This window comes from Ruegeria sp. CH8 (genome assembly GCF_056536985.1).
This window is the reverse complement of record NZ_JBQFQR010000004.1, coordinates 195,854-215,656: the sequence shown is the minus strand read 5'-3', so window position 1 is coordinate 215,656 and position 19,803 is coordinate 195,854. Positions and strand designations below refer to the sequence as shown.

The 19,803-nt window shown below is 58.8% G+C and carries 13 protein-coding genes and 1 pseudogene; 6 read left to right on the top strand and 8 right to left on the bottom strand.

Going from position 1 to position 19,803, the window contains the following annotated elements; genetic code table 11:
• Positions 1-13: 13 nt before the first annotated feature.
• From pth to ACR0ER_RS06365, 5 genes are all read right to left on the bottom strand, one after another.
• On the bottom strand, positions 14-694 hold the full coding sequence (pth, locus tag ACR0ER_RS06385; RefSeq protein ID WP_480768189.1) for an aminoacyl-tRNA hydrolase: 681 nt from the start codon (positions 692-694) through the stop codon (positions 14-16).
• A gap of 127 nt (positions 695-821) precedes the next feature.
• Positions 822-1,475 carry a 50S ribosomal protein L25/general stress protein Ctc gene (locus tag ACR0ER_RS06380; protein WP_480768188.1) on the bottom strand — a complete coding sequence of 218 codons (654 nt, stop codon included), beginning with the start codon at positions 1,473-1,475 and terminating at the stop codon, positions 822-824.
• A 122-nt stretch (positions 1,476-1,597) separates the two neighbouring features.
• A complete protein-coding gene (locus tag ACR0ER_RS06375) occupies positions 1,598-2,764 on the bottom strand; it encodes an alpha-hydroxy acid oxidase (RefSeq protein ID WP_480768187.1) in 1,167 nt (388 codons plus the stop codon).
• Positions 2,765-2,901: 137 nt separating this feature from the next.
• Positions 2,902-3,693, bottom strand: coding sequence for a tryptophan synthase subunit alpha (trpA, locus tag ACR0ER_RS06370; protein WP_480768186.1), 792 nt, complete (start codon positions 3,691-3,693; stop codon positions 2,902-2,904).
• A gap of 78 nt (positions 3,694-3,771) precedes the next feature.
• Entirely contained in the window at positions 3,772-4,257 is a 486-nt protein-coding gene (locus ACR0ER_RS06365; RefSeq protein ID WP_480768185.1) for an acyloxyacyl hydrolase, read from the bottom strand.
• Between the two features lie 199 nt (positions 4,258-4,456).
• Between ACR0ER_RS06365 and ychF the strand changes: the two genes are divergently transcribed.
• The 6 genes from ychF to ACR0ER_RS06335 all read left to right on the top strand — a co-directional run bounded on the left by ychF (position 4,457) and on the right by ACR0ER_RS06335 (position 12,496).
• Positions 4,457-5,554: a redox-regulated ATPase YchF gene (gene ychF / locus ACR0ER_RS06360; RefSeq protein ID WP_480768184.1), complete on the top strand. Its 1,098-nt coding sequence runs from the start codon at positions 4,457-4,459 to the stop codon at positions 5,552-5,554.
• Between the two features lie 66 nt (positions 5,555-5,620).
• Positions 5,621-6,502, top strand: coding sequence for a LysR family transcriptional regulator (locus ACR0ER_RS06355; protein ID WP_480768183.1), 882 nt, complete (start codon positions 5,621-5,623; stop codon positions 6,500-6,502).
• Positions 6,503-6,587: 85 nt separating this feature from the next.
• Complete coding sequence (locus ACR0ER_RS06350) at positions 6,588-8,291, top strand: NAD(P)H-dependent oxidoreductase subunit E (RefSeq protein WP_480768182.1); 1,704 nt, start codon at positions 6,588-6,590, stop codon at positions 8,289-8,291.
• A 13-nt stretch (positions 8,292-8,304) separates the two neighbouring features.
• Positions 8,305-11,088, top strand: a complete 2,784-nt coding sequence (fdhF, locus tag ACR0ER_RS06345; protein ID WP_480768181.1) for a formate dehydrogenase subunit alpha — start codon at positions 8,305-8,307, stop codon at positions 11,086-11,088.
• Between the two features lie 111 nt (positions 11,089-11,199).
• Positions 11,200-11,988, top strand: coding sequence for a cyclase family protein (locus ACR0ER_RS06340; RefSeq protein ID WP_480768180.1), 789 nt, complete (start codon positions 11,200-11,202; stop codon positions 11,986-11,988).
• Positions 11,981-12,496 carry a thioesterase family protein gene (locus ACR0ER_RS06335; RefSeq protein WP_480768179.1) on the top strand — a complete coding sequence of 172 codons (516 nt, stop codon included), beginning with the start codon at positions 11,981-11,983 and terminating at the stop codon, positions 12,494-12,496. Before ACR0ER_RS06340 ends, ACR0ER_RS06335 begins: the two co-directional genes overlap by 8 nt.
• On the opposite strand, the gene ACR0ER_RS06330 is transcribed toward ACR0ER_RS06335, so the two are convergent.
• The 3 genes and pseudogenes from ACR0ER_RS06330 to ACR0ER_RS06320 form a co-directional block, all read right to left on the bottom strand.
• Entirely contained in the window at positions 12,493-16,575 is a 4,083-nt protein-coding gene (locus ACR0ER_RS06330; protein ID WP_480768178.1) for a translocation/assembly module TamB domain-containing protein, read from the bottom strand. The two genes, ACR0ER_RS06335 and ACR0ER_RS06330, sit on opposite strands and share 4 nt — an antisense overlap.
• Positions 16,572-18,374 carry an autotransporter assembly complex protein TamA gene (locus tag ACR0ER_RS06325; protein WP_480768177.1) on the bottom strand — a complete coding sequence of 601 codons (1,803 nt, stop codon included), beginning with the start codon at positions 18,372-18,374 and terminating at the stop codon, positions 16,572-16,574. Before ACR0ER_RS06325 ends, ACR0ER_RS06330 begins: the two co-directional genes overlap by 4 nt.
• Positions 18,375-18,518: 144 nt before the next feature.
• A pseudogene (locus tag ACR0ER_RS06320) lies at positions 18,519-19,708 on the bottom strand (urate hydroxylase PuuD).
• Positions 19,709-19,803: the final 95 nt, after the last annotated feature.

Genomic DNA, 19,803 nt, shown 5'->3' with positions numbered 1-19,803 from the left:
AAGGTCAGCAGCCTTACTTGAACTTGTCCAGCAGCTTTTGCATGGCCGAACGTTCGTCAACCTCGGGTTCCGGTGCAGGAGTGGCAGCGGGTGTCGTTGCTTTGGCCGGAGATTTCGAAGATCGCGGCGGCGCGGTGCGCAGGGCGACCGCATTCATGAACTTGCCGCTTTCCCCATCGGCCAGATATCCAGCGCCGTCTGACACACCGCGTAGAACATCATCAAGCCAGTCGGCATCGGCCTTGGCAAAATCGTTAAGGACATAGGGCGAAACTAGTTCTTTCCGTCCCGGATGTCCGATACCCAGCCGCACTCGATCATAGGCGGGGCTGATATGCTCGTGGATCGAACGCAACCCGTTGTGACCAGCATGACCACCGCCCGCCTTGACGCGCACTTTGCCGGGGACAAGGTCCAACTCGTCATGAAAGACGGTAACATCGGTCGAATCCAGTTTGTAGAACCGCATCGCCTCGCCCACCGACTGACCAGAGCGGTTCATGAAGGTTTGGGGTTTTATTAACAACACCTTCTCGCGGCCCAGACGCCCCTCGGCAATCTCGGACTGAAACTTGGATTTCCATGGGCCGAAACCGTGATCTTCAGCGATCCGGTCCACGGCCATGAAGCCGATATTGTGCCGGTTGCGGGCGTATTTCGATCCCGGGTTCCCCAATCCGACAAACAGTTTCATAGTCTCGTCCTTGTGCGATGCACGTGGTTGATGGCACGGAATGCCACCCGTTTTCCAGCCCAGGTGTCAAAAGAAAACGGGGCCTGCTAGAGGCCCCGTTTCAAAATCCGGATAGTTGGGTCCGGACTTATTCTTCTGCTTCTTCCTGGCCGACGACTTCAACCTCGTCTGCGGCCACTTCTTCACCTTCCTCATCGTCGCTGGACGACAGGCCGGTCGGTGCCGAGATGTTCGCGATCACGAAATCGCGGTCGATGGTCGGTTTGGTGCCTGCGGGCAGATCAACGGACGAGATGGTCACAACGTCGTTGATGTTCAGACCGGTCAGATCAACGGTGATCTTCTCAGGAATGTCACCGGCGGTGCACATCAGTTCGACTTCCGGGCGGACAACGGTCAGAACGCCGCCCTTCTTGATGCCGGGTGCCTCTTCTTCGTTGATGAACTCAACCGGGATGTACAGTGCGATCTTGGTGGTCCGGCGCAGGCGCATCAGGTCCAGGTGGGTCGGCAGGTCTTTGACGACGTCACGCTGAACGTCGCGGCAGATGACGCGAACGTCTTCGTGGCCTTCGACCTTCAGGTTCCAAAGGGTCGACTTGAACCGGCCTGCTTTCAGGCTCTTGAACAGGACATTGAACGGGATCTGGATCGGCAGCGGATCTTTGTCGCCACCAAAAACAATGCCCGGAACCATGCCGTCGCGGCGTGCTTGACGAGCGGCGCCCTTGCCTGTCCCCGTCCGTTCCAGAGCTACGAGATCAGGAATCTCACCAGCCATGATATATCTCCAAATGTTAGGGCGGGCATCCTCCAAGGCTGTATGCCCGCGTGAAGCCGCGTCCTTAGCTTGATTCATTAGGTTTGGAAAGGGTTTTTTGACCTTTTATTTCAAAGGTCAAATCACTCCTGCCAGCGGCCACCGAAATCTGCGGGGACCAGCAGATTGTGCCGTCCCAGATCGCCAACGTTGCGCTCGCCGCACAGGGCCATCGTGGTGTCCAGTTCCTTCTGGATGACGTCCAGCGCCGTTGTGACACCTTTCTGCCCCATTGCACCCAGCCCATAGACAAAAGCGCGACCGATATAGGTGCCTTTGGCCCCGAGAGCGACGGCTTTCAGAACGTCCTGACCAGACCGGATGCCGCTATCCAGATGGACCTCGATATCTCCGCTGACCGCGTCCATGATCTGCGGCAGCATACGGATCGAGCTAAGCGCGCCGTCCAGCTGTCGCCCGCCGTGGTTCGATACGACGATGGCATCAGCCCCTAGCTTTACGGCCATCTTGGCGTCTTCGGCATCCAGAATGCCTTTGAGGATGACCTTGCCGCCCCATTGTTCCATCAGCTTTTCGACCTTGCCCCAGTCGAGGCTGGGGTCGAATTGCTCTGCCGTCCACGCGCCCAGAGAGGAAGCGTCTGAGATGCCCTCGACATGACCAACGATGTTTCCGAATTCGCGGCGCTTTGCACCCAACATCTCAATGCCCCACGACCATTTAGTCGCAAGGTTCGCAATGGTTTTCGCCGTCAGTTTTGGCGGTGCGGACAGGCCGTTTTTCAGGTCCTTGTGGCGCTGGCCGAGGATTTGCAAGTCCAGCGTGATCACGAGGGCCGAACATTTTGCATCCTTGGCGCGTTGGATCAGCCGGCTGACATAGTCCTGATCCTTCATCGTATAAAGCTGAAACCAGAAGGGTTTCGTCGTGTGCTCGGCCACATCCTCGATCGAGTTGATCGACATGGTCGACAGGGTAAAGGGCACCCCAAACTCTTCGGCAGCTTCGGCGGCCTTCATCTCTCCATCCGCGTGTTGCATGCCCGTCAGCCCAACCGGGGCCAACGCGACCGGCATCGCGACGTCCTCTCCGATCATCTGCGAAGCAGTCGAGCGCCCGGCCATGTCCACCGCAACACGCTGCCGCAGGCGGATATCCGAGAAATCCGAGCTGTTGTCGCGGAAGGTCTGTTCGGTCCAACTGCCGCTTTCGGCATAGTCGTAGAACATCCGCGGCACCCGGCGTTCATAGATGCGTCGCAGGTCTTCGATAGTGGTGATTACGGGCATGGGGCCGTGCCTTTGGTTGAGTGGTCAGGTATTTCTACTGGGGCAATCGGGTTGGCGCAATCGGTTGCGAACAAGAAAAAACCGCAGCAGGCCAGTCGCTTGCTACGGTTTTTTGGGATGGATAGAGCGCTGAACGATCAGGCGGAATGTGCGCCGTCAGCCAGTGTTTTCACAAAGTCCAAAACCTCGGCCACGGGCTTGCCCTCCGCGATCTGGCTGACAATGGCCGAGCCGACCACGGCACCGTCGGCGACGCTGGCGATGGCCCTGGACTTCTCGGGCGTGTTGATGCCAAAGCCCACGATCACGGGCAGGTCGGTTGCGGACTTGATCCGGGCGACTTCGGGGCCGACATTCGTGGCCTGCGCCTCCGCCGCGCCGGTGATGCCGGTGATCGAGACATAATACACAAAGCCCGAAGTGTTCTGCAGCACGCGCGGCAGGCGTTTGTCGTCGGTGGTTGGGGTCGCCAGACGGATGAAGTTCAGACCGGCCGCCTGAGCGGGCAGGCACAGCTCTTCGTCTTCTTCCGGCGGCAGGTCCACGACGATCAGGCCGTCGATACCCGCGGCTTGGGCATCAGCCAGAAACTTGTCCACGCCCCGGCTGTAGATTGGATTGTAGTAGCCCATCAGCACAATGGGCGTCGTGTCGTCGGTTTCGCGGAACGCACGCGCGAGATCCAGCGTGCGCTGCAGGGTCATGCCCCCGTCCAGCGCCCGTTGACCCGCGGCCTGAATGGTCGGGCCATCCGCCATGGGATCGGTAAAGGGCAGACCCAGTTCGATCACGTCGACTCCGGCTCCGGGCAGGCCTTTCACAATCTCAAGCGACGTGTCGAAATCGGGGTCGCCTGCCATGATATATGCGACAAAGGCCTTTTTCCCCTCGGCCGTCAGGGCGGCGAACTTGGCGTCAATACGGGTCATCTGCAGTCCTTGCATTCAGAGTTGAACCTGATGTGCAGAAACTTTGCCCGGAAATCAATCCCGCCGGGTCAGATTGCCTCAAAACTGGTAGTGGTATCGCAGCAGGGCCGAGTTGACGCCGGGGTTATCATCATGCGTGCTGGCGTTGGACTTGTGGGTGATGGCAAAGGATATCTTGTTACCACTTTCCAGAGTGTACCCCACACCCAAAAGGCTCCGGATCTGGAATTCGCCGCCAAGATCGTTCAGGTCGTCACCTTCGGAAAAGTATCCCGGCATGACACTACCTTCGACGAACCAGCGATCGGCGAAGGTGTAGAAGCCGATCAAGCCGATGCCGATATGAACGTCGCTTGCCGTATCCACGGTCAGGGCACCGCCCCACGTGGCGGAAAAGCGTGTTGCTTCGTAAAACGGGCGGTGCTGGTATTCGAGTGCGAATACGGCTTCGTCATCTGCTGCGCTGTCGGAGAAATCTGAGTACCCGGCGCCAAATACAAGAGATTGGGCTTGCGCGGTCTGGGTGGCCAGCAGCAGCGCAAGTGCTGTAATAAGACTCTTCATACCTACTATTCACTTATTGTTTGTTCGCATCGTTCTATTTGTCGATCTTAGAGTGGTGTTTCGAATTCGGGCAAGCTGGCAAGGGGTGAACATTTCCGTGATGTTGCAATTTGGACTTGGCCGGGCTTGACGCGGTCTGACTTGCGCATTGACCCGGACCTGCATAGAAGCACCCCTCGAATGACATCAGGAGACCGTCATGGGCTTTAAAATGGGAATCGTGGGTTTGCCGAACGTGGGCAAGTCGACCCTCTTCAATGCGCTGACCAAGACCGCAGCCGCGCAGGCGGCGAATTTCCCGTTCTGCACGATTGAACCCAACGTGGGCGATGTTGCCGTTCCTGATGATCGTCTGGACAAACTGGCGGCAATTGCCAGCTCGAAACAGATCATCCCGACGCGGATGACCTTCGTGGATATCGCCGGTCTGGTGAAGGGGGCCTCGAAAGGTGAGGGGCTGGGCAACCAGTTTCTGGCCAACATCCGCGAGACCGACGCCATCGCCCATGTGCTGCGCTGTTTCGAAGATGGCGACGTGACCCATGTGGATGGCCGTGTCGATCCGGTGGCCGATGCCGACACCATCGAAACCGAACTGATGCTGGCCGATCTGGAAAGCATCGAAAAGCGCCGCGCCAATCTGGTGCGCAAGCTGAAGGGCAACGACAAGGAAGCCCAGCAGCAGGATCGCCTGCTGGCCGAAGCGCAAGCGATGCTGGAAAATGGCAAACCCGCGCGTTTGGTTGAAGTGTCCGATGAGGATTCGAAAGCCTGGAAGATGCTGCAACTGCTGACCACCAAGCCGGTGCTCTATGTCTGCAACGTGTCCGAGGAAGAAGCCGCCGAGGGCAACGAATATTCGGCCAAGGTTGCCGAGATGGCCGCAGCGCAAGGCAATGCGCATGTCATCATCAGCGCCAAGATCGAAGAAGAGATCAGCCTGCTCGAAGACGAAGAGGCACAGATGTTCCTTGAGGAAATGGGTCTGGAAGAACCCGGCCTCGACCGCCTGATCCGCGCCGGTTATGACCTGCTCAAACTGGAGACCTACTTCACCGTCGGCCCGAAAGAGGCCCGCGCCTGGACCATCCGTACAGGTACCGCCGCGCCGCAGGCGGCTGGCGTGATCCACGGTGATTTCGAAAAAGGCTTCATCCGCGCCGAAACCATCGCCTATGACGACTATGTTTCCGCCAATGGCGAGCAGGGTGCCAAAGAGGCAGGCAAGATGCGGGCCGAGGGCAAGGGCTACATCGTCAAAGACGGCGATGTGATGCACTTCTTGTTTAATACCTGATTGTTTGGGGCTTTTCCTGCGGGATGAGCAGGTTATCCTGTCTTATCCGCAGCCCCGAGGCCCCAAATGATCGAAATCCGCGACCTTCAACTGCTCAGCGCGTTGGCGCGGCATCGGCACTTTGCCAAGGCGGCTGAGGAATGCGGGATTTCGCAGCCTGCGTTCTCTATGCGCATCCGCAACCTCGAGGATCGGCTGGGTGTTTCCATTGTCCGCCGTGCCAATCGGTTTCAAGGTCTTACAGAAGAGGGTGAAATGATCGTCCAGCGGGCGCGGCGTATCCTTGACGATACCAAAGCGTTGGAACAACAGGTGCTGGCCATCAAGGGCGAGATCATCGGCACGCTTATATTGGGTGTGATACCAACGGCGATTGCGTTTACCGGGCGTCTGACCAAACGCCTTCGGCAAGCGCATCCTCGGATCGTGACACGGATTGAAACCATGTCGGCCACCGCGATCCAGCACCGGTTGGACGAAGGCAGTCTGGATGCGGGTATCACCTATGGCGACAGTATCGGCACCGATTTGCGGCAGGTGCAGCCTTTGTACGAAGAGACCTATGTGCTGCTGGTCCCGTCGTACATGACCAATGAGACCGGCCCGATCCCCTGGGCGCAAGTGGCAGAATTCCCGCTCAGCCTGTTGGAGCCACAGATGCAAAACCGACGCATTCTGGAGCGAATTTTTGCAGACCAAGGACTGCACCCGCAGGTTGTTGCAGAAACCAGCGGTTTCACGGCCTCGATGGTCATGGCGCGCGAGGGGCTGGCGGCCACCGTGGTCCCGCGTGTTTTGGTCCGCGCGCTGGGTGATTTGAAGGGAACAAAGGTGCTGCCACTGGTCGATCCCGTTGTCAGCAAACCGATTTGTCTGGCGACCCTGTCCCGTGATCCGGAACTGCCCACGGTCGAGGCGTTGCGGGCGGTGGTGACGTCTTTACGGTGATAAGGTGTCGTTATCGTGCGATTGCGATGAGCGATTTGACGATATGTTATTCTGATGAGACACGGAGCCTCAATCGGAGGGCATCATGGCACCATTAGACACCAAGCCATCAGGCGCGCCAAAGGGCGTCTGGAAGTCAGGTAAAGGCAAGGGGCGGCACACGCCCAAAGGCCGTCAGTTCACGGACGAAGCGCAGGCTGAGATTCATCGCCTGCTGGGCGACCGCCCGCGCCGCCGTGACCTGTTGATCGAATTCCTGCATTTGATTCAAGACGAACACGGTCATATCAGTGCCGACCACATCGCCGCGTTAGCGGTCGAGATGCGGATCGGTCAGGCCGAAATCTACGAAACCGCAACCTTCTACGCACATTTCGATGTGGTGAAAGAAGGCGATACGCCTCCTCCGGCGTTGACCATCCGGGTTTGTGATTCTCTGTCCTGTGAAATGGCCGGTGCCCATCAGCTGCAAAAAGCGCTGGAAGATGGTTTGGATGCCTCTGAGATACGTGTTGTCCGCGCGCCCTGCATGGGCCGTTGTGACACCGCTCCTGTGCTTGAGATTGGTCACAACCATATCGACCACGCGACCCCTGAAAAGGTGCAGGCCGCGATTGCTGCCAATGACACCCACGCCCATCTGCCCGACTACGAAGCCTTTGCCGCTTATGAGGCAAATGGCGGTTACGCCAAGCTGAAAGAGCTGCGCGAGGGTGGCGATTGGGAGAAGGTTCAGGAAGACGTGCTGTCCTCGGGCCTGCGCGGTTTGGGTGGTGCTGGCTTCCCGTCCGGCAAGAAATGGGGTTTTGTTCGTATGAACGAAGGTCCGCGATATCTGGCCGTGAACGGGGATGAAGGTGAACCCGGCACGTTCAAAGACCGTTACTATCTGGAGCGCACGCCGCATGTGTTCCTCGAAGGCATGTTGATCGCGGGCTGGGCTGTCCAGGCCGAGACCTGCTTTATCTACATGCGCGACGAATACCCGGCGGTTTTGGAAATTCTGCGCCGCGAGATCGCCGCGCTGGAAGAGGCCGGGATTGTTGAGCCGGGCTATATCGACCTGCGCCGGGGTGCTGGTGCTTACATCTGCGGTGAAGAATCCGCGATGATCGAGTCGATTGAGGGCAAGAAAGGCCTGCCGCGTCACCGCCCTCCGTTCGTGGCGCAGGTCGGGGTCTTTAACCGTCCGACCTTGGTGCACAATGTCGAGACGCTGTATTGGGTTACTAAAGTTTGCCGCGAGGGGCCTGAATGCCTCAACAGCACTGAAAAGAACGGACGTAAAGGCCTGCGCAGCTATTCGGTCTCGGGCCGGGTTGAGAAGCCGGGTGTGTACCTGCTGCCCGCCGGTTCGACCATTCTGGATGTGATTGAGGCCGCTAGTGGTATGGCCGAAGGCCAGACCTTCAAGGCCTATCAACCGGGTGGCCCGTCCTCGGGCCTGCTGCCCGCGTCGATGGATGATATCCCGCTGGACTTCGACACCTTGCAACCGCATGGCACCTTCATCGGCTCCGCTGCGGTGGTGGTTCTGTCCGATCAGGATACCGCCCGCGATGCGGCGCTGAACATGCTGCGCTTTTTTGAAGACGAAAGCTGCGGCCAGTGTACGCCCTGCCGGGCGGGCTGCGAAAAGGCGGTGAAGCTGATGCAGGCCGACAAATGGGATCAGGACCTGCTGGAAGACCTGTGTCAGGTTATGGGCGATGCATCGATTTGCGGTCTGGGGCAGGCTGCTCCGAACCCGATCCGTCTTGTCATGAAACATTTCGCTGACGAAATCTGAGGGAGACAGAGCCATGCTTGATGCAAGCCCAAACAAGACCGTCACCTTCAACCTGAACGGCGAAGATGTCACCGTCCCCGAGGGCTGGACCATCTGGGAAGCCGCCAAGGGGCAGGGGTTCACTATCCCGCACCTGTGTCACAAGCCACAGCCGGGCTATCGCCCCGACGGCAACTGCCGCGCCTGTATGGTTGAGGTGGAAGGCGAGCGCACGCTGGTCGCCTCGTGCATTCGTCCCGCGGCGGACGGTATGGTCGTCAAGACCGACAGTGACCGTGCCGAGAAATCACGCGCCATGGTCATGGAATTGTTGGTTGCTGATCAGCCCGAAGAGGCGCACGACACCTCCAGCCATTTCTGGGATATGGCCAAGCTGAACGATGTCAGCGGCAGCCGTTTCCCTGCGAAAGAGGTCGAGAAGATCCCACTGCTGGATGACAGCCACGTTGCGATGCGCGTCAATCTGGACGCCTGCATCAACTGCAACCTCTGCGTCCGTGCCTGCCGCGAAGTGCAGGTGAATGACGTGATCGGCATGGCCGGTCGTGGCCACACCGCGCAAGTGGTGTTTGACCAGAACGACCCGATGGGCGATTCGACTTGTGTTGCCTGTGGGGAATGCGTTCAGGCCTGTCCGACCGGCGCCCTGATGCCCGCCACTGTGCTGGACGACCAGCAGAAAGGCGACAGCAAGGACTACGATTCTGAGACCGAAAGCGTCTGCCCGTTCTGCGGTGTGGGCTGTAAAGTCTCGTTGAAGGTCAAGGACGGTAAGGTCAAATATGTCGAGGGCATCAACGGCCCCGCAAACGAAGGCCGTCTGTGCGTCAAAGGTCGCTTCGGCTTTGACTATATCCACCACCCACACCGTTTGACCAAACCGCTGATCCGTCGTGAGGACGCACCAGCCAAAGGTCTAAACGTTGATCCGGGCAACCTGTCGACCCATTTCCGCGAAGCGACGTGGGAAGAGGCGATGGATCTGGCCGCCACCAAGCTGAAAACGCTGCGCGAAGAAGATCCGCGCAGCGTTGCAGGCTTTGGTTCGGCCAAGTGCACCAACGAAGAAGCATATCTGTTCCAGAAGTTCATCCGTCAGGGCTTTAAGCACAACAACGTCGACCACTGCACCCGTCTGTGCCACGCGTCGTCCGTTGCTGCTCTGATCGAGAACGTGGGCTCCGGCGCAGTGACCGCGACGTTCAACGAGATCGAAAACGCGGATGTTGCGATCATCATCGGTTCGAACCCGATCGAGAACCACCCGGTTGCGGCGACCTACTTCAAGCAGTTCGCCAAGCGCGGCGGCAAGCTGATTGTGATGGATCCGCGCGGCGTTGGCATGCGCAAGTTCGCGGACGAAATGCTGCAGTTCCGTCCGGGTGCCGATGTCTCGATGCTCAACGCGATCATGAACGTGATCGTCGAAGAAGAGCTCTATGACAGCCAGTACATTCACCGCTGGACCGAGAACTGGGAAGCCGAGAAAGAGCATCTGCGCCAGTTCACACCCGAGGCGATGTCGCCGATCTGCGGCATCGAACCGGATCAGCTGCGCCGTGTCGCGCGTACCTTTGCGCAGGCCAAGGCTGGTCTGATCTTCTGGGGGATGGGCGTTAGCCAGCACATCCACGGCACGGATAACTCACGCTGCCTGATTTCGCTGGCTCTGATGACCGGCAACGTTGGTAAACCCGGCGCGGGTCTGCACCCGCTGCGCGGTCAGAACAACGTGCAGGGTGCCTCGGACGCCGGTCTGATCCCGATGTTCCTGCCAGACTACCAGACCGTGACCGACGATGGCATTCGCGCCAAGTTTAACGATGTCTGGAACTCGGACGACTTCTCGAACGAGAAGGGTCTGACGGTGACCGAGATCATCGATCAGGCGTATCAGGGCAACATCAAGGGCATGTACATCATGGGTGAAAACCCGGCCATGTCCGACCCAGATGTGAACCACGCCCGCGATGCGCTGGCCAAGCTGGAGCTGATGATCGTGCAGGACATCTTCCTGACCGAGACGGCGAACTATGCCGACATCATCCTGCCGGCCTCGGCGCTGTATGAGAAGAACGGCACCGTGTCGAACACCAACCGTCAGGTACAGCGTGTGCGTCCGGCTGTGACCCCTCCGGGTGAGGCGCGTGAGGATTGGAAGATCACCGTCGAACTGGCGCAGCGCATCGGCCTGAACTGGGATTACACCGATGTGTCACAGGTCTTTGCCGAGATGAAGTTGACGATGAACTCGCTCAACAACATCACGTGGGAGCGGCTGGAGACCGAGACCATCACCTATCCGTCGCTGTCCGAGACAGACCCGGGGCAGGCGATTGTGTTCGGCGACGGCTTCCCGCGTGCGGACGGCAAGGCCCGGTTCACCCCGGCCAGCGTCATCCCACCGGATGAGGCTCCGGATGAGGAATATCCGATGATCGCCACCACCGGCCGTCAGTTGGAGCATTGGCACACCGGGTCGATGACCCGCCGGTCCAACGTTCTGGATGCGGTGGAGCCCGAGGCGAACTGTTCGCTGAACCCCCGTACGCTGAAACTGATGGGGATTGAGCCGGGCGAGATGATCCGTCTGACCACCCGTCGTGGCTCGATCGAGATCATGGCGCGGGCCGATCGGGCGATTGCCGAGGATATGGTGTTCATCCCGTTTGCTTATGTCGAGGCGGCGGCGAACATCCTGACCAACTCGGCCATCGACCCTTATGGCAAAATCCCCGAGTTCAAGTTCTCGGCGATCCGGGTCGAAAAGATCGAAGACGCCATCGCGGCGGAATAAGACCACCATTTATAAATGTGAAAAGGCGGCCCCTTGGGTCGCCTTTTTTCTTTCCTTGACAGAGTGTTGCTTGCGGCCAAACCTGTCATCACCTTGGTGATGGAGGAGCATATGGCTCGCCGTTTTGTCGATCTGTCCGTGCCGCTGGAAACCGGAATTGTCTCCGACCCGCCGATCATGCTGCCCGAGATCGAGTATCTGACCCACGATCAGACCGCTGAACAGGTCATGGCGTTTTTCCCGGGACTGCAGAAAGACGACCTGCCGGGCGGCGAGGGTTGGGCCATCGAGCGGCTGCAGCTTGCCACCCATAACGGCACTCATCTGGATGCGCCGTATCACCATCATTCGACCATGAATAACGGCGAACGGGCGATCACCATCGACGAGGTGCCGCTGGAATGGTGCATGAACCCCGGCGTGAAACTGGATTTCCGCCATTTTGACGATGGCTATGTCGCGACTGCGGCCGATGTCGAGGCCGAGCTGAAACGGATCGGTCATGACCTGCAGCCGCTGGATATCGTGATCGTGAACACCGCTGCCGGCACCCGGTATGGACAACCCGACTATCTGATGAAGGGCTGCGGAATAGGGCGCGAGGCGACCTTGTACCTGACCGAACGCGGCGTGCGCGTGACCGGAACGGACGCTTGGAGCTGGGACGCACCTTTTCCCCTGACCGCACAGGAATATGCAGAGACCAAGGACGCCTCGATCATCTGGGAGGGCCATCGCGCCTCGATGGAGATCGGCTATTGCCATATCGAAAAGCTGACCAACCTCGAAGACCTGCCGCCTACCGGGTTTGAAATCTCGTGCTTCCCTTTCAAGATCAAAGGCGCGTCTGCAGGCTTCGTACGTGCTGTCGCGATCTTTGAGGAGGACACCGATGAATAAACCTCTCAGCGGGCATGACGGCCCTTATGACGCGCCGGTTGAAATTCGGGGGTTCTCGGTTCTGCCAGACTGGGTCGACTATAACGGCCACATGAACGTGGGTTTTTACGGCGTGGCCTTCGATATGGCGCTGGAAAAGCTGATGGTCGATCACCTTGGGCTGGGTGAGGTGCAGGTCAAAGCGCTGGGGCAGGGGCCGTATGTCCTGCAATCCCACATGAATTTCCTGCGTGAACTTCAGCCGGACGAGCCGTTCTATTTTCACTTTCGGATGCTGGATTCAGACCAAAAGCGCGGCCACTATTTTGCGCAGATGCTGTCAGGAAAAGACAACGCGGTCTGCGCCACGCAGGAAGCGCTGTTCATGAATGTCAGCCACACTACCGGACGATCAGAGCCCTACCCGGAATGGGCAGTCGCCCGGCTGGACCGTATGGTCGGGGATCACACCGGGCTGCCTGCCGCCCTGCAAGTTGGGCAACCAATAGGTATCCGGCGGAGTGGTTAGTAGTCTCGCTGGAAAAACACACCAAGCCCGGTTTCACCGCGTCCGTCCACAGTGCCGCGCACGGTGAAGCTTTCGGTAACGTCCAGATTCAGGTTCACTTCGGTGTCGCCCTCAGTGTTGACGCTGAAATCTGTGTAAAGGTTGTCGCTGAGGTAAGCGCCACCTCCTAATACACCGCCTCCTCCTTCTGCTGTTCCGACGTCGATGGTATCCAGGCCGGTTGCTTCACGGACGCCTTTTGTAGCATCTCCCCCGGCACCGCTGAGCTGGGCAAGCGAAGCCGCCATTTGCGCGACGACGAACGGCGACAGTTCCGAGAAACGGTTGCCGAACAACAGCATTGCCAGCGCCTCTTCGGCAGGGCGCTCGGGGTCTGAATAGACATCGACTTCGGGCGCATCCAGCGGGCCAGCGATTTCGATTGTGGCGGTGCCTTCAGAGGTGCTGGTTGACGAGGCGAACTCGATATACGGTTTCAAATCGCCCTGCAGCGTGACGATTCCTTTGGTCAGGCCCAGCCTGCGACCCAGAATGTCGAAATTACCCCGGATCAGCTGAATCTGCCCGGATGGTACGACCGAAGTTGTCGTGCCACGGATGAACAAGCTCCCGCCCAGTTCGGCATTCACGCCGCGTCCACGCACGAAAACCGCTTTGGGGGCCAGCAAGCTGATGTCCAAAGCGATGCGTGAGTCGCTTTGGGTTGCATTCTCGTCGACAACCAGCCGTGCTCTTTCACGGGTGATAAAACCTGCCTGACTCTCGTTGATATGCTGGATTTCGGGGATCGGAGCAGCTCCGACTGCACCGGTCGCGGCTGCGAGGTTTATGTTGGTCTCTTCGAACGTAATCTGCCCGGAAATGGTGCTGTTACCCGCCAACGCCCCGGTCATGGCGATCTCACCGTCTAGCGTGGTTTCATAAAGCAGCTTGTCGGTGAGCACGAGCTGGTTGAGGCGTGTGACGATGTTCGCGTTAAGTGGTGGCGTCAAATCCACGGGACCCGAGACAGTAAAATTGCCGCCCGCGCGCATACCACCATTCAGCGAGATCGTAGCCCGACTTTGTGCCAACTCGACCGATCCGCTGATACCGGTGACTGTTTGCCCGATATCGGGGATCGCAAACGACGTGCCGGATGTGGTGATAGAGCCGCTGAGCGATTCCAGTGCGGGCTTGCCTTTCAGTCGCAAGTTATGCCGGGCTGTTCCGTCGATCTTGTTGGGCGAGATAAACAGGTTGGCAATACCCAGGTTTACACTGCCCTGCGCCTGCAGATCGGCTTCGCCGCTGTTTTCATCAAAGGTGCCTTTGACAATACTACTGATTTCGGCGGGGCCATTGGCCGAGCCGTCAATAGTCCAAACACCGCTGTTGCGCTTGGCGTTTCCGGTTGCCGCGATGGTGCCCGGGAATTCGGGTGCAAAACGCTCGATCTTGTTCAGTTTGGCGTCGAAATCCACATCCGCCGAACCATCGGTATCGACGGTTCCGGTCAGCGAGGCGTAAGAGCTGTCCGGCCCGTTCAGCCGCATGGTGCCCTCAAGCCCCGATCTGGTTGGGGCGACATTTCCATCCAATGTCAGCGGGCCAGACATTGTGGTCAGGACACGGGACAGATCATCAAGCTGAGCAGTGAAATCCAACCCTCCGGCTTCACGGTCCAGTTTGCCAGACGCGCTGGCGGAAAGGGCTGTGCCTTTCAGGCGGAAAGTGCGAATATCCACCCCTTCCTCGCCCTTTTCAGCATCGATATCCAGGGTCGTGCGACCCCGGATCAGTTTGTCGACCATTTCGATGCCGGTTTGAATGTCGTCCGCATCCACATCGCCCTGAATGTCAAAGGCTTTGCTGGCAAGGGCAGCATTACCTTGCAGGTTTGCCGAAATCGAACCAGCCAGATCGCGTTTGGCCAGACCTGAAAACAACGAAAGGTCAGGGGCATTTACGCGTGCGTTGCCATCCACTGCCAAATCACCAGTTGGGTCATCAACTGTCGCGGCGACTTGGGCGGTCAGGGCGGTACCATTTACTGTCGCCTCGCGAATTTCGATCCGTTCGGTCGTGCGCGCACCGTCCCAAGTGATAGCGGTTTTGCCGGTCAGCAGGGGATCAATATCGGCCATCCCGGTCTTGATATCCTGCCCGGTCACGTTGGCCGTGCCGTCGAATTCCAGCGTCTGCACCGTGCCTTTGCCGTCCAGTTCAGCCTGCAGGGCACCGCTGAGGTTGCGTTTGGCCAGACCGGAGAAGACCGACAGGTCAGGTGCGTTTACGCTGGCTTGCCCGTCAATGGTCACGTTTCCGTCGGGTGTCGTAACCTCACCGCTGGCCTGCGCCTGCGCGGCTTCGCTGTTCAGGTCGAACTCGCGGATGGCGATGCCGTCGCTGCCGCGGCTGGCATCCAGCGTGATCGTCGTCTCGCCCTTGATGACAGGGTCGATGTCGTCGCGCCCGGTGACCAGATCGCGGCCTTCGACCACTACCTTGCCGTCAAAGCTGCGCTCCAAAGGAGAGCCTTTGCCCTCGACCCGCGCCGTAGCTGTACCACCCAGATCCATCTGCGCCAGCTCTGAAAACCGTGACAGGTCCGACGCCCTGAGCGTGGCTGATCCATCAACCGTCAACCCGCTGTCCAACCCGTCAATCAGCGCGTCCAGTGCCAATGTATAGTCGGTCCCGACCAACTCGAATCCCGAGAGGTTTACGGCTTGATCGCTGCCATAGTCGAACTGACCGTCCAGCGTGATGCGGTCTCCCAAAGCGGTGTTCAATGCCTGATCGTTCAGGTCGATACCGTCAACGATGGCCTGAAGATCACCGGCGATTGAAAACGCCTCACCCTGTTCCAATGTGCCCTGAGCGGTGATCCGGGCGTTGTCCAGTTTCCCCTGCGGAGACTGAAACGCGTCTGCCGTCAGGCTCAGATCCCACAGGTTTCCGTTTTTCTGATCGAACAGGGCAGAAATCTGTGCGGCCTCGATCGAGGTATCTCCACCCGCGACCGGCAACACCACGGTATCCCCGTCCGGCGGGGTAATCCGGCCCTGCAAAGCCGCAAGCTGCAGGGTGCCGCCTTCGGCCAGTTGCAGTTCACCCTTCAGGTCCAGTGCCTGCGTGGTCAACTCTAGATCAGGGATGTCCAACGCGCCTTCGGGTTTGGTCTGACCGTCCACGAAAAGCCGCGTTTTCGGGCCAAAGAATGGGTCCAGATCCTCGGCCATGAACGGCGTCAGGTCACCACCCAGATCGGCGGTAAAGGCGATGCCGTCTGCTGCGCCGCTTTCTGCCGCGCGCAGTTGGACCTGACCGGTTACGCGCGGCTGCTTGTCACTGCTCAGCACAATGTCGGCGGTGAAATCCGTTAGCGGCCCGGCGCCTTTGGCCGTAAAGCCAATCGGTGGGCTGTCAGGGATTTTTAATGCGGTGGAAATCAGGCCGCCTTCGGCCTCATTCATATCTAAATCCAGATTGATTTCTCGCGATGAGTTCTGGAACCCGGCGGCAAGCTTTATCCTGTCACCTGCCCGGTCCAGTCGAGTGATGTCCAGATTGGTGTCCAGCGCTCCATCGGCCAGCGATAGGTTCCCGGTCACGGACAGGGCAGCTGAGACTCCGATCAGAGGCTCACCCAGCAAAAGCTCATCCACCCGGATTTCACCAATTTCAATGGAAACAGGCAGTTCAGGCAGTTGAAAGGGTTGCGTTTCGGCCGAGGCGGGCAGTTCTTCTTTCGTAGTCGTGCCAGGAGTGCGGGCAATGTCTATTTCCTGCGCGGTCAAGGCGTTTACCGAGAACCGTCCCCGGATCAGGGCCAGCCGGTTCCAGTCCAGTTCGGCATCCTTGATGGTCAGCCAGACGCCTTCATCGTCCGAGACGGTGATCTCCTGAATTGTGGCCCGTGCGCTCAGCGCCCCCTGTAGGCCCTTGACGGTGACGTTCTGGTCATCGCCCGAGAGCGTATCCTGAAGGAACCGCTCTAGCATGCTGCCGCCGCCATCATCCTCCCGCGCGATGACAGGCGGTGCCGTCAGGATCAGCACCGTAGTCACAACAGGATATGAATAACGCCGTATCAAAATGCCTGTCCGATCCCGATATAGAATTGCAACCCATCGCCAGTATCGCCCTGAACAGGCAAGGCCAGGTCCAGACGCAGCGGGCCGAACCCGCCCAGATCATACCTGACGCCAAGCCCGGCACCTGAATGATACTCGGCATCGCTGCCGATAAAGGACGATGTATCCACGGTACCGAAATCGTAGAACCCGACAAGGGATATTGCCTCGGTGACTTTTCCGCGAACTTCGCCGGACAGTCCCAGAAAGGACTTACCCCCCGCGACACCGCCGTTGACCGGGATGCCAAGGCTTTCGTAAGGTTGCCCGCGCACGGTTCCCGCACCGCCCGAGAAGAACAGGAAATCCGGCGTCACACCGCTTGCAGAAGGGCCGATCACAGACCCCAGCTGGACGCGACCCGCTAGAACCAGCCGCCCACCTGTATTCAGGCTGGTATAGCCGCGCCCGTCAAAGAACAGCCGAATGCCATTCTGTGTGCCGGACAGTCCGGCAAATGGCATGGCTTGAGAATCCAGATAAAACCCGCGTGTCGCGCTGACTTTGCTGTCACGTTCATCCCATTCCGACCGGAACGGGATGATGAAATAGCGGAACTTGCGGCCATCGCCATATGCATCATCCGCGTCAGACCATTGGAACCCGGCTGCGGCTTCGGCGTAGAGGCGGTCTGAAAAGGTGCGCCGCGCACCATAAGCCAGCGAAGCGACGGTCACATTGTAGTTCTCGGTGTTGCGCCGCTCGAGCAAAGCGCTCCAAAACGTGTTGTCATCCGGACCCAAACGGTCGGGTTGATCCAAGCGCAGGCCTATACGACCATCCAGATCTTCGGTTCCGCCGATGTTTCGCAGCGCGGCTTCGAACCTCAGTCGTTCGGCGCGGCGGAATACGTTGCGGTGCGTCCACGTCGCGGTTACGTCCAGCCCGGCGTTGGATGCTGCTTCGATCCCAAAGGTCAGGCGGCGTTTGGGCATGTCTTCAAACGTGGCATCGAAATCCAGCGTGCCGTCCGGATTGGGCGTCTCATGTTCCTCGATCGAAACGACGCTAAACGTTCCGGTGCGGCGCAAACGCGTGCCGACCTTCTGAATCTTTGCCGGTGAAAAAACCTCGCCCGAGGGGAATCCGGCAATCTTTTCAATCGACCGGTGACGTACATCCGTGTCGCCTTTGATGATCATCTTGCCAAAGGTCAGACGCGGACCCGGTGCAAGGTCGATCTCGGCGTCCAGACGCCTCTGCGCGTGGCGGGCGATAACCTTTTGACCTTCAACCTCGGCCTTGGCGTGGCCGGTATCGCGCCAGCCCTGCACCCCGGCCGAGGCCGCCTGTTGAATAGCCCCGGTCGTGGCCAGCTTGCCGGTGGCAAACTCTTCGGGCAGAACGGTGCCCTGCGCGACGGGGTCAACAATGGCGGTGCCAAAGGTGAAGGTGGGGCCGGGGTTCACTGTGATGACGGCACGGTTGATTGCGTTGGGCACAGTAAGCGAGCTCATGTCAGCAGCTTCCTGCCCGTCCAGCTTGATACTGACGACCGGGCTGAAATAGCCTTCGTCATACAGAATCTGAACAATGGTGCGGTAATCGGACAAGGCGGCGGACAGGATTTCGAGCGGCGTGTCCAGTCCCCTGTCTTCGGCGGTGGCGACCGAGGACGTCTCCTCGATGCGTTCGATCAAAGCTTTCGGGGCGCCGGGTGCGGAAACCGTGGTTTCAAGCGCGGCCAAAGAAGAGGGCAGGGCGGCAATCGCACCAATAAGGCAATATTTCACAAAGCCCTTTGGCTTTTTTCCCCGCATCGAATGGCTCCAACTGCCCCAAGTCGAAATCAATTTCACCGTCTTATGCAAAGCAACGGTTGATTACATTCATGTTAGAGCATCAGTTTCCACACAGGGAAAGATATTTCGAAGAGTCTGCCGATTTAACGGGATATGTTGTGGTCAGGACCCGGCATTACGGAACCAGCGAATGATCGCTTCGCGGTCTTCGGGTTCCATATATGTCACGTTGGCGGGGGGCATGGCGTGGCTGACGCCCGCCTGCAGATAGATTTTTTTTGGCGTTGCGGGCAATATCCCCTTCGGTTTCCAGCAGAACGCCCCTTGGGGCCCATTGAATACCCTCCCACACCGGTTCGCGTGCATGACACATGGAGCCGCGACCCAGTACGACATCATGCGCTTCTTCAAATCCGTCTGCAGCGGCGAATTTCTGTTCATAAGGCGTGAGTGGTTGCGCCTCGGCCTCTTCCAGCGGTTTGTACATGGGCGCAGTGGACAGCCACATGATGGCAATGAACAGCAGCGCGGTTACGGCCCAGGTCGGGTTCCCTGCGCGGGCGTGGCGGGTGTTGAAATAGTGCCGAATGGTGACACCCATCAGAAAGACCAGTGCGGCGATGATCCAATTGAATTCGGTCGCAAAGGCCAGCGGGTAGTAGTTCGACAGCACCAGGAACACGACCGGCAACGTCAGATAGTTGTTATGGGTCGACCGCAGCTTGGCGATCTTGCCGCATTTCGGGTCCGGCGTGCGGCCGTTTTTTAGGTCATCCACGACGATGCGCTGGTTCGGCATTATGATGAAGAACACGTATGCCGTCATGATCGTTGCGGTGAACGCCCCCAGTTGCAGCATCATCCGCGGCCAGTGAAGATCTGATTATAACCCCAGCCCATTGCCACCAGCAGGACGAAAAGCAGCACCATAAGAAGGGTGGGGCGCTCTCCCAGCCCGGACTTGCACAGGAAGTCATAGATCAGCCAGCCCACGGTCAGTGAAGCGGCCGAGATCAGAATCCCCTGCCACAGCGCAAGGTCGGCTTTTTCCGTGTCGATCAGATACAACTCTCCGCCGACCCAATAGATGATCATCAGCAGCCCGGCACCGCTGAGCCGCGTCGCATAGTTTTCCCATTCGAAGCAGGTCAGGTGGTCCGGCATCCGCTCGGGCGGGACCAGGTTTTTTTTTGGATGTGATAGAAACCGCCGCCATGAACCTGCCATTCCTCGCCATCCGCCGGGCCGGAGATGTTGCGGTTCAGGCCAAGGTTCAGCGCGATGAAGTAGAAGGACGATCCGATCCAGGCGATCGCAGTGATGACGTGCAGCCAGCGCACGACAAATGCCATTCAATCCCAGGACGCGGCGAAATCGAACATGAGAGGTCTCTCCGGTAAGTTATCGCCACACTAGGCAAACGGGCTTTTCCGGTATTCCCGTATAT

Excerpts from the sequence above, each read along its gene's own strand:
- pth (WP_480768189.1), bottom strand. The coding sequence starts at position 694 with ATGAAACTGTTTGTCGGATTGGGGAACCCGGGATCGAAATACGCCCGC.
- ACR0ER_RS06380 (WP_480768188.1), bottom strand. The coding sequence starts at position 1,475 with ATGGCTGGTGAGATTCCTGATCTCGTAGCTCTGGAACGGACGGGGACA.
- ACR0ER_RS06375 (WP_480768187.1), bottom strand. The coding sequence starts at position 2,764 with ATGCCCGTAATCACCACTATCGAAGACCTGCGACGCATCTATGAACGC.
- trpA (WP_480768186.1), bottom strand. The coding sequence starts at position 3,693 with ATGACCCGTATTGACGCCAAGTTCGCCGCCCTGACGGCCGAGGGGAAA.
- ACR0ER_RS06365 (WP_480768185.1), bottom strand. The coding sequence starts at position 4,257 with ATGAAGAGTCTTATTACAGCACTTGCGCTGCTGCTGGCCACCCAGACC.
- ychF (WP_480768184.1), top strand. The coding sequence starts at position 4,457 with ATGGGCTTTAAAATGGGAATCGTGGGTTTGCCGAACGTGGGCAAGTCG.
- ACR0ER_RS06355 (WP_480768183.1), top strand. The coding sequence starts at position 5,621 with ATGATCGAAATCCGCGACCTTCAACTGCTCAGCGCGTTGGCGCGGCAT.
- ACR0ER_RS06350 (WP_480768182.1), top strand. The coding sequence starts at position 6,588 with ATGGCACCATTAGACACCAAGCCATCAGGCGCGCCAAAGGGCGTCTGG.
- fdhF (WP_480768181.1), top strand. The coding sequence starts at position 8,305 with ATGCTTGATGCAAGCCCAAACAAGACCGTCACCTTCAACCTGAACGGC.
- ACR0ER_RS06340 (WP_480768180.1), top strand. The coding sequence starts at position 11,200 with ATGGCTCGCCGTTTTGTCGATCTGTCCGTGCCGCTGGAAACCGGAATT.
- ACR0ER_RS06335 (WP_480768179.1), top strand. The coding sequence starts at position 11,981 with ATGAATAAACCTCTCAGCGGGCATGACGGCCCTTATGACGCGCCGGTT.
- ACR0ER_RS06325 (WP_480768177.1), bottom strand. The coding sequence starts at position 18,374 with ATGCGGGGAAAAAAGCCAAAGGGCTTTGTGAAATATTGCCTTATTGGT.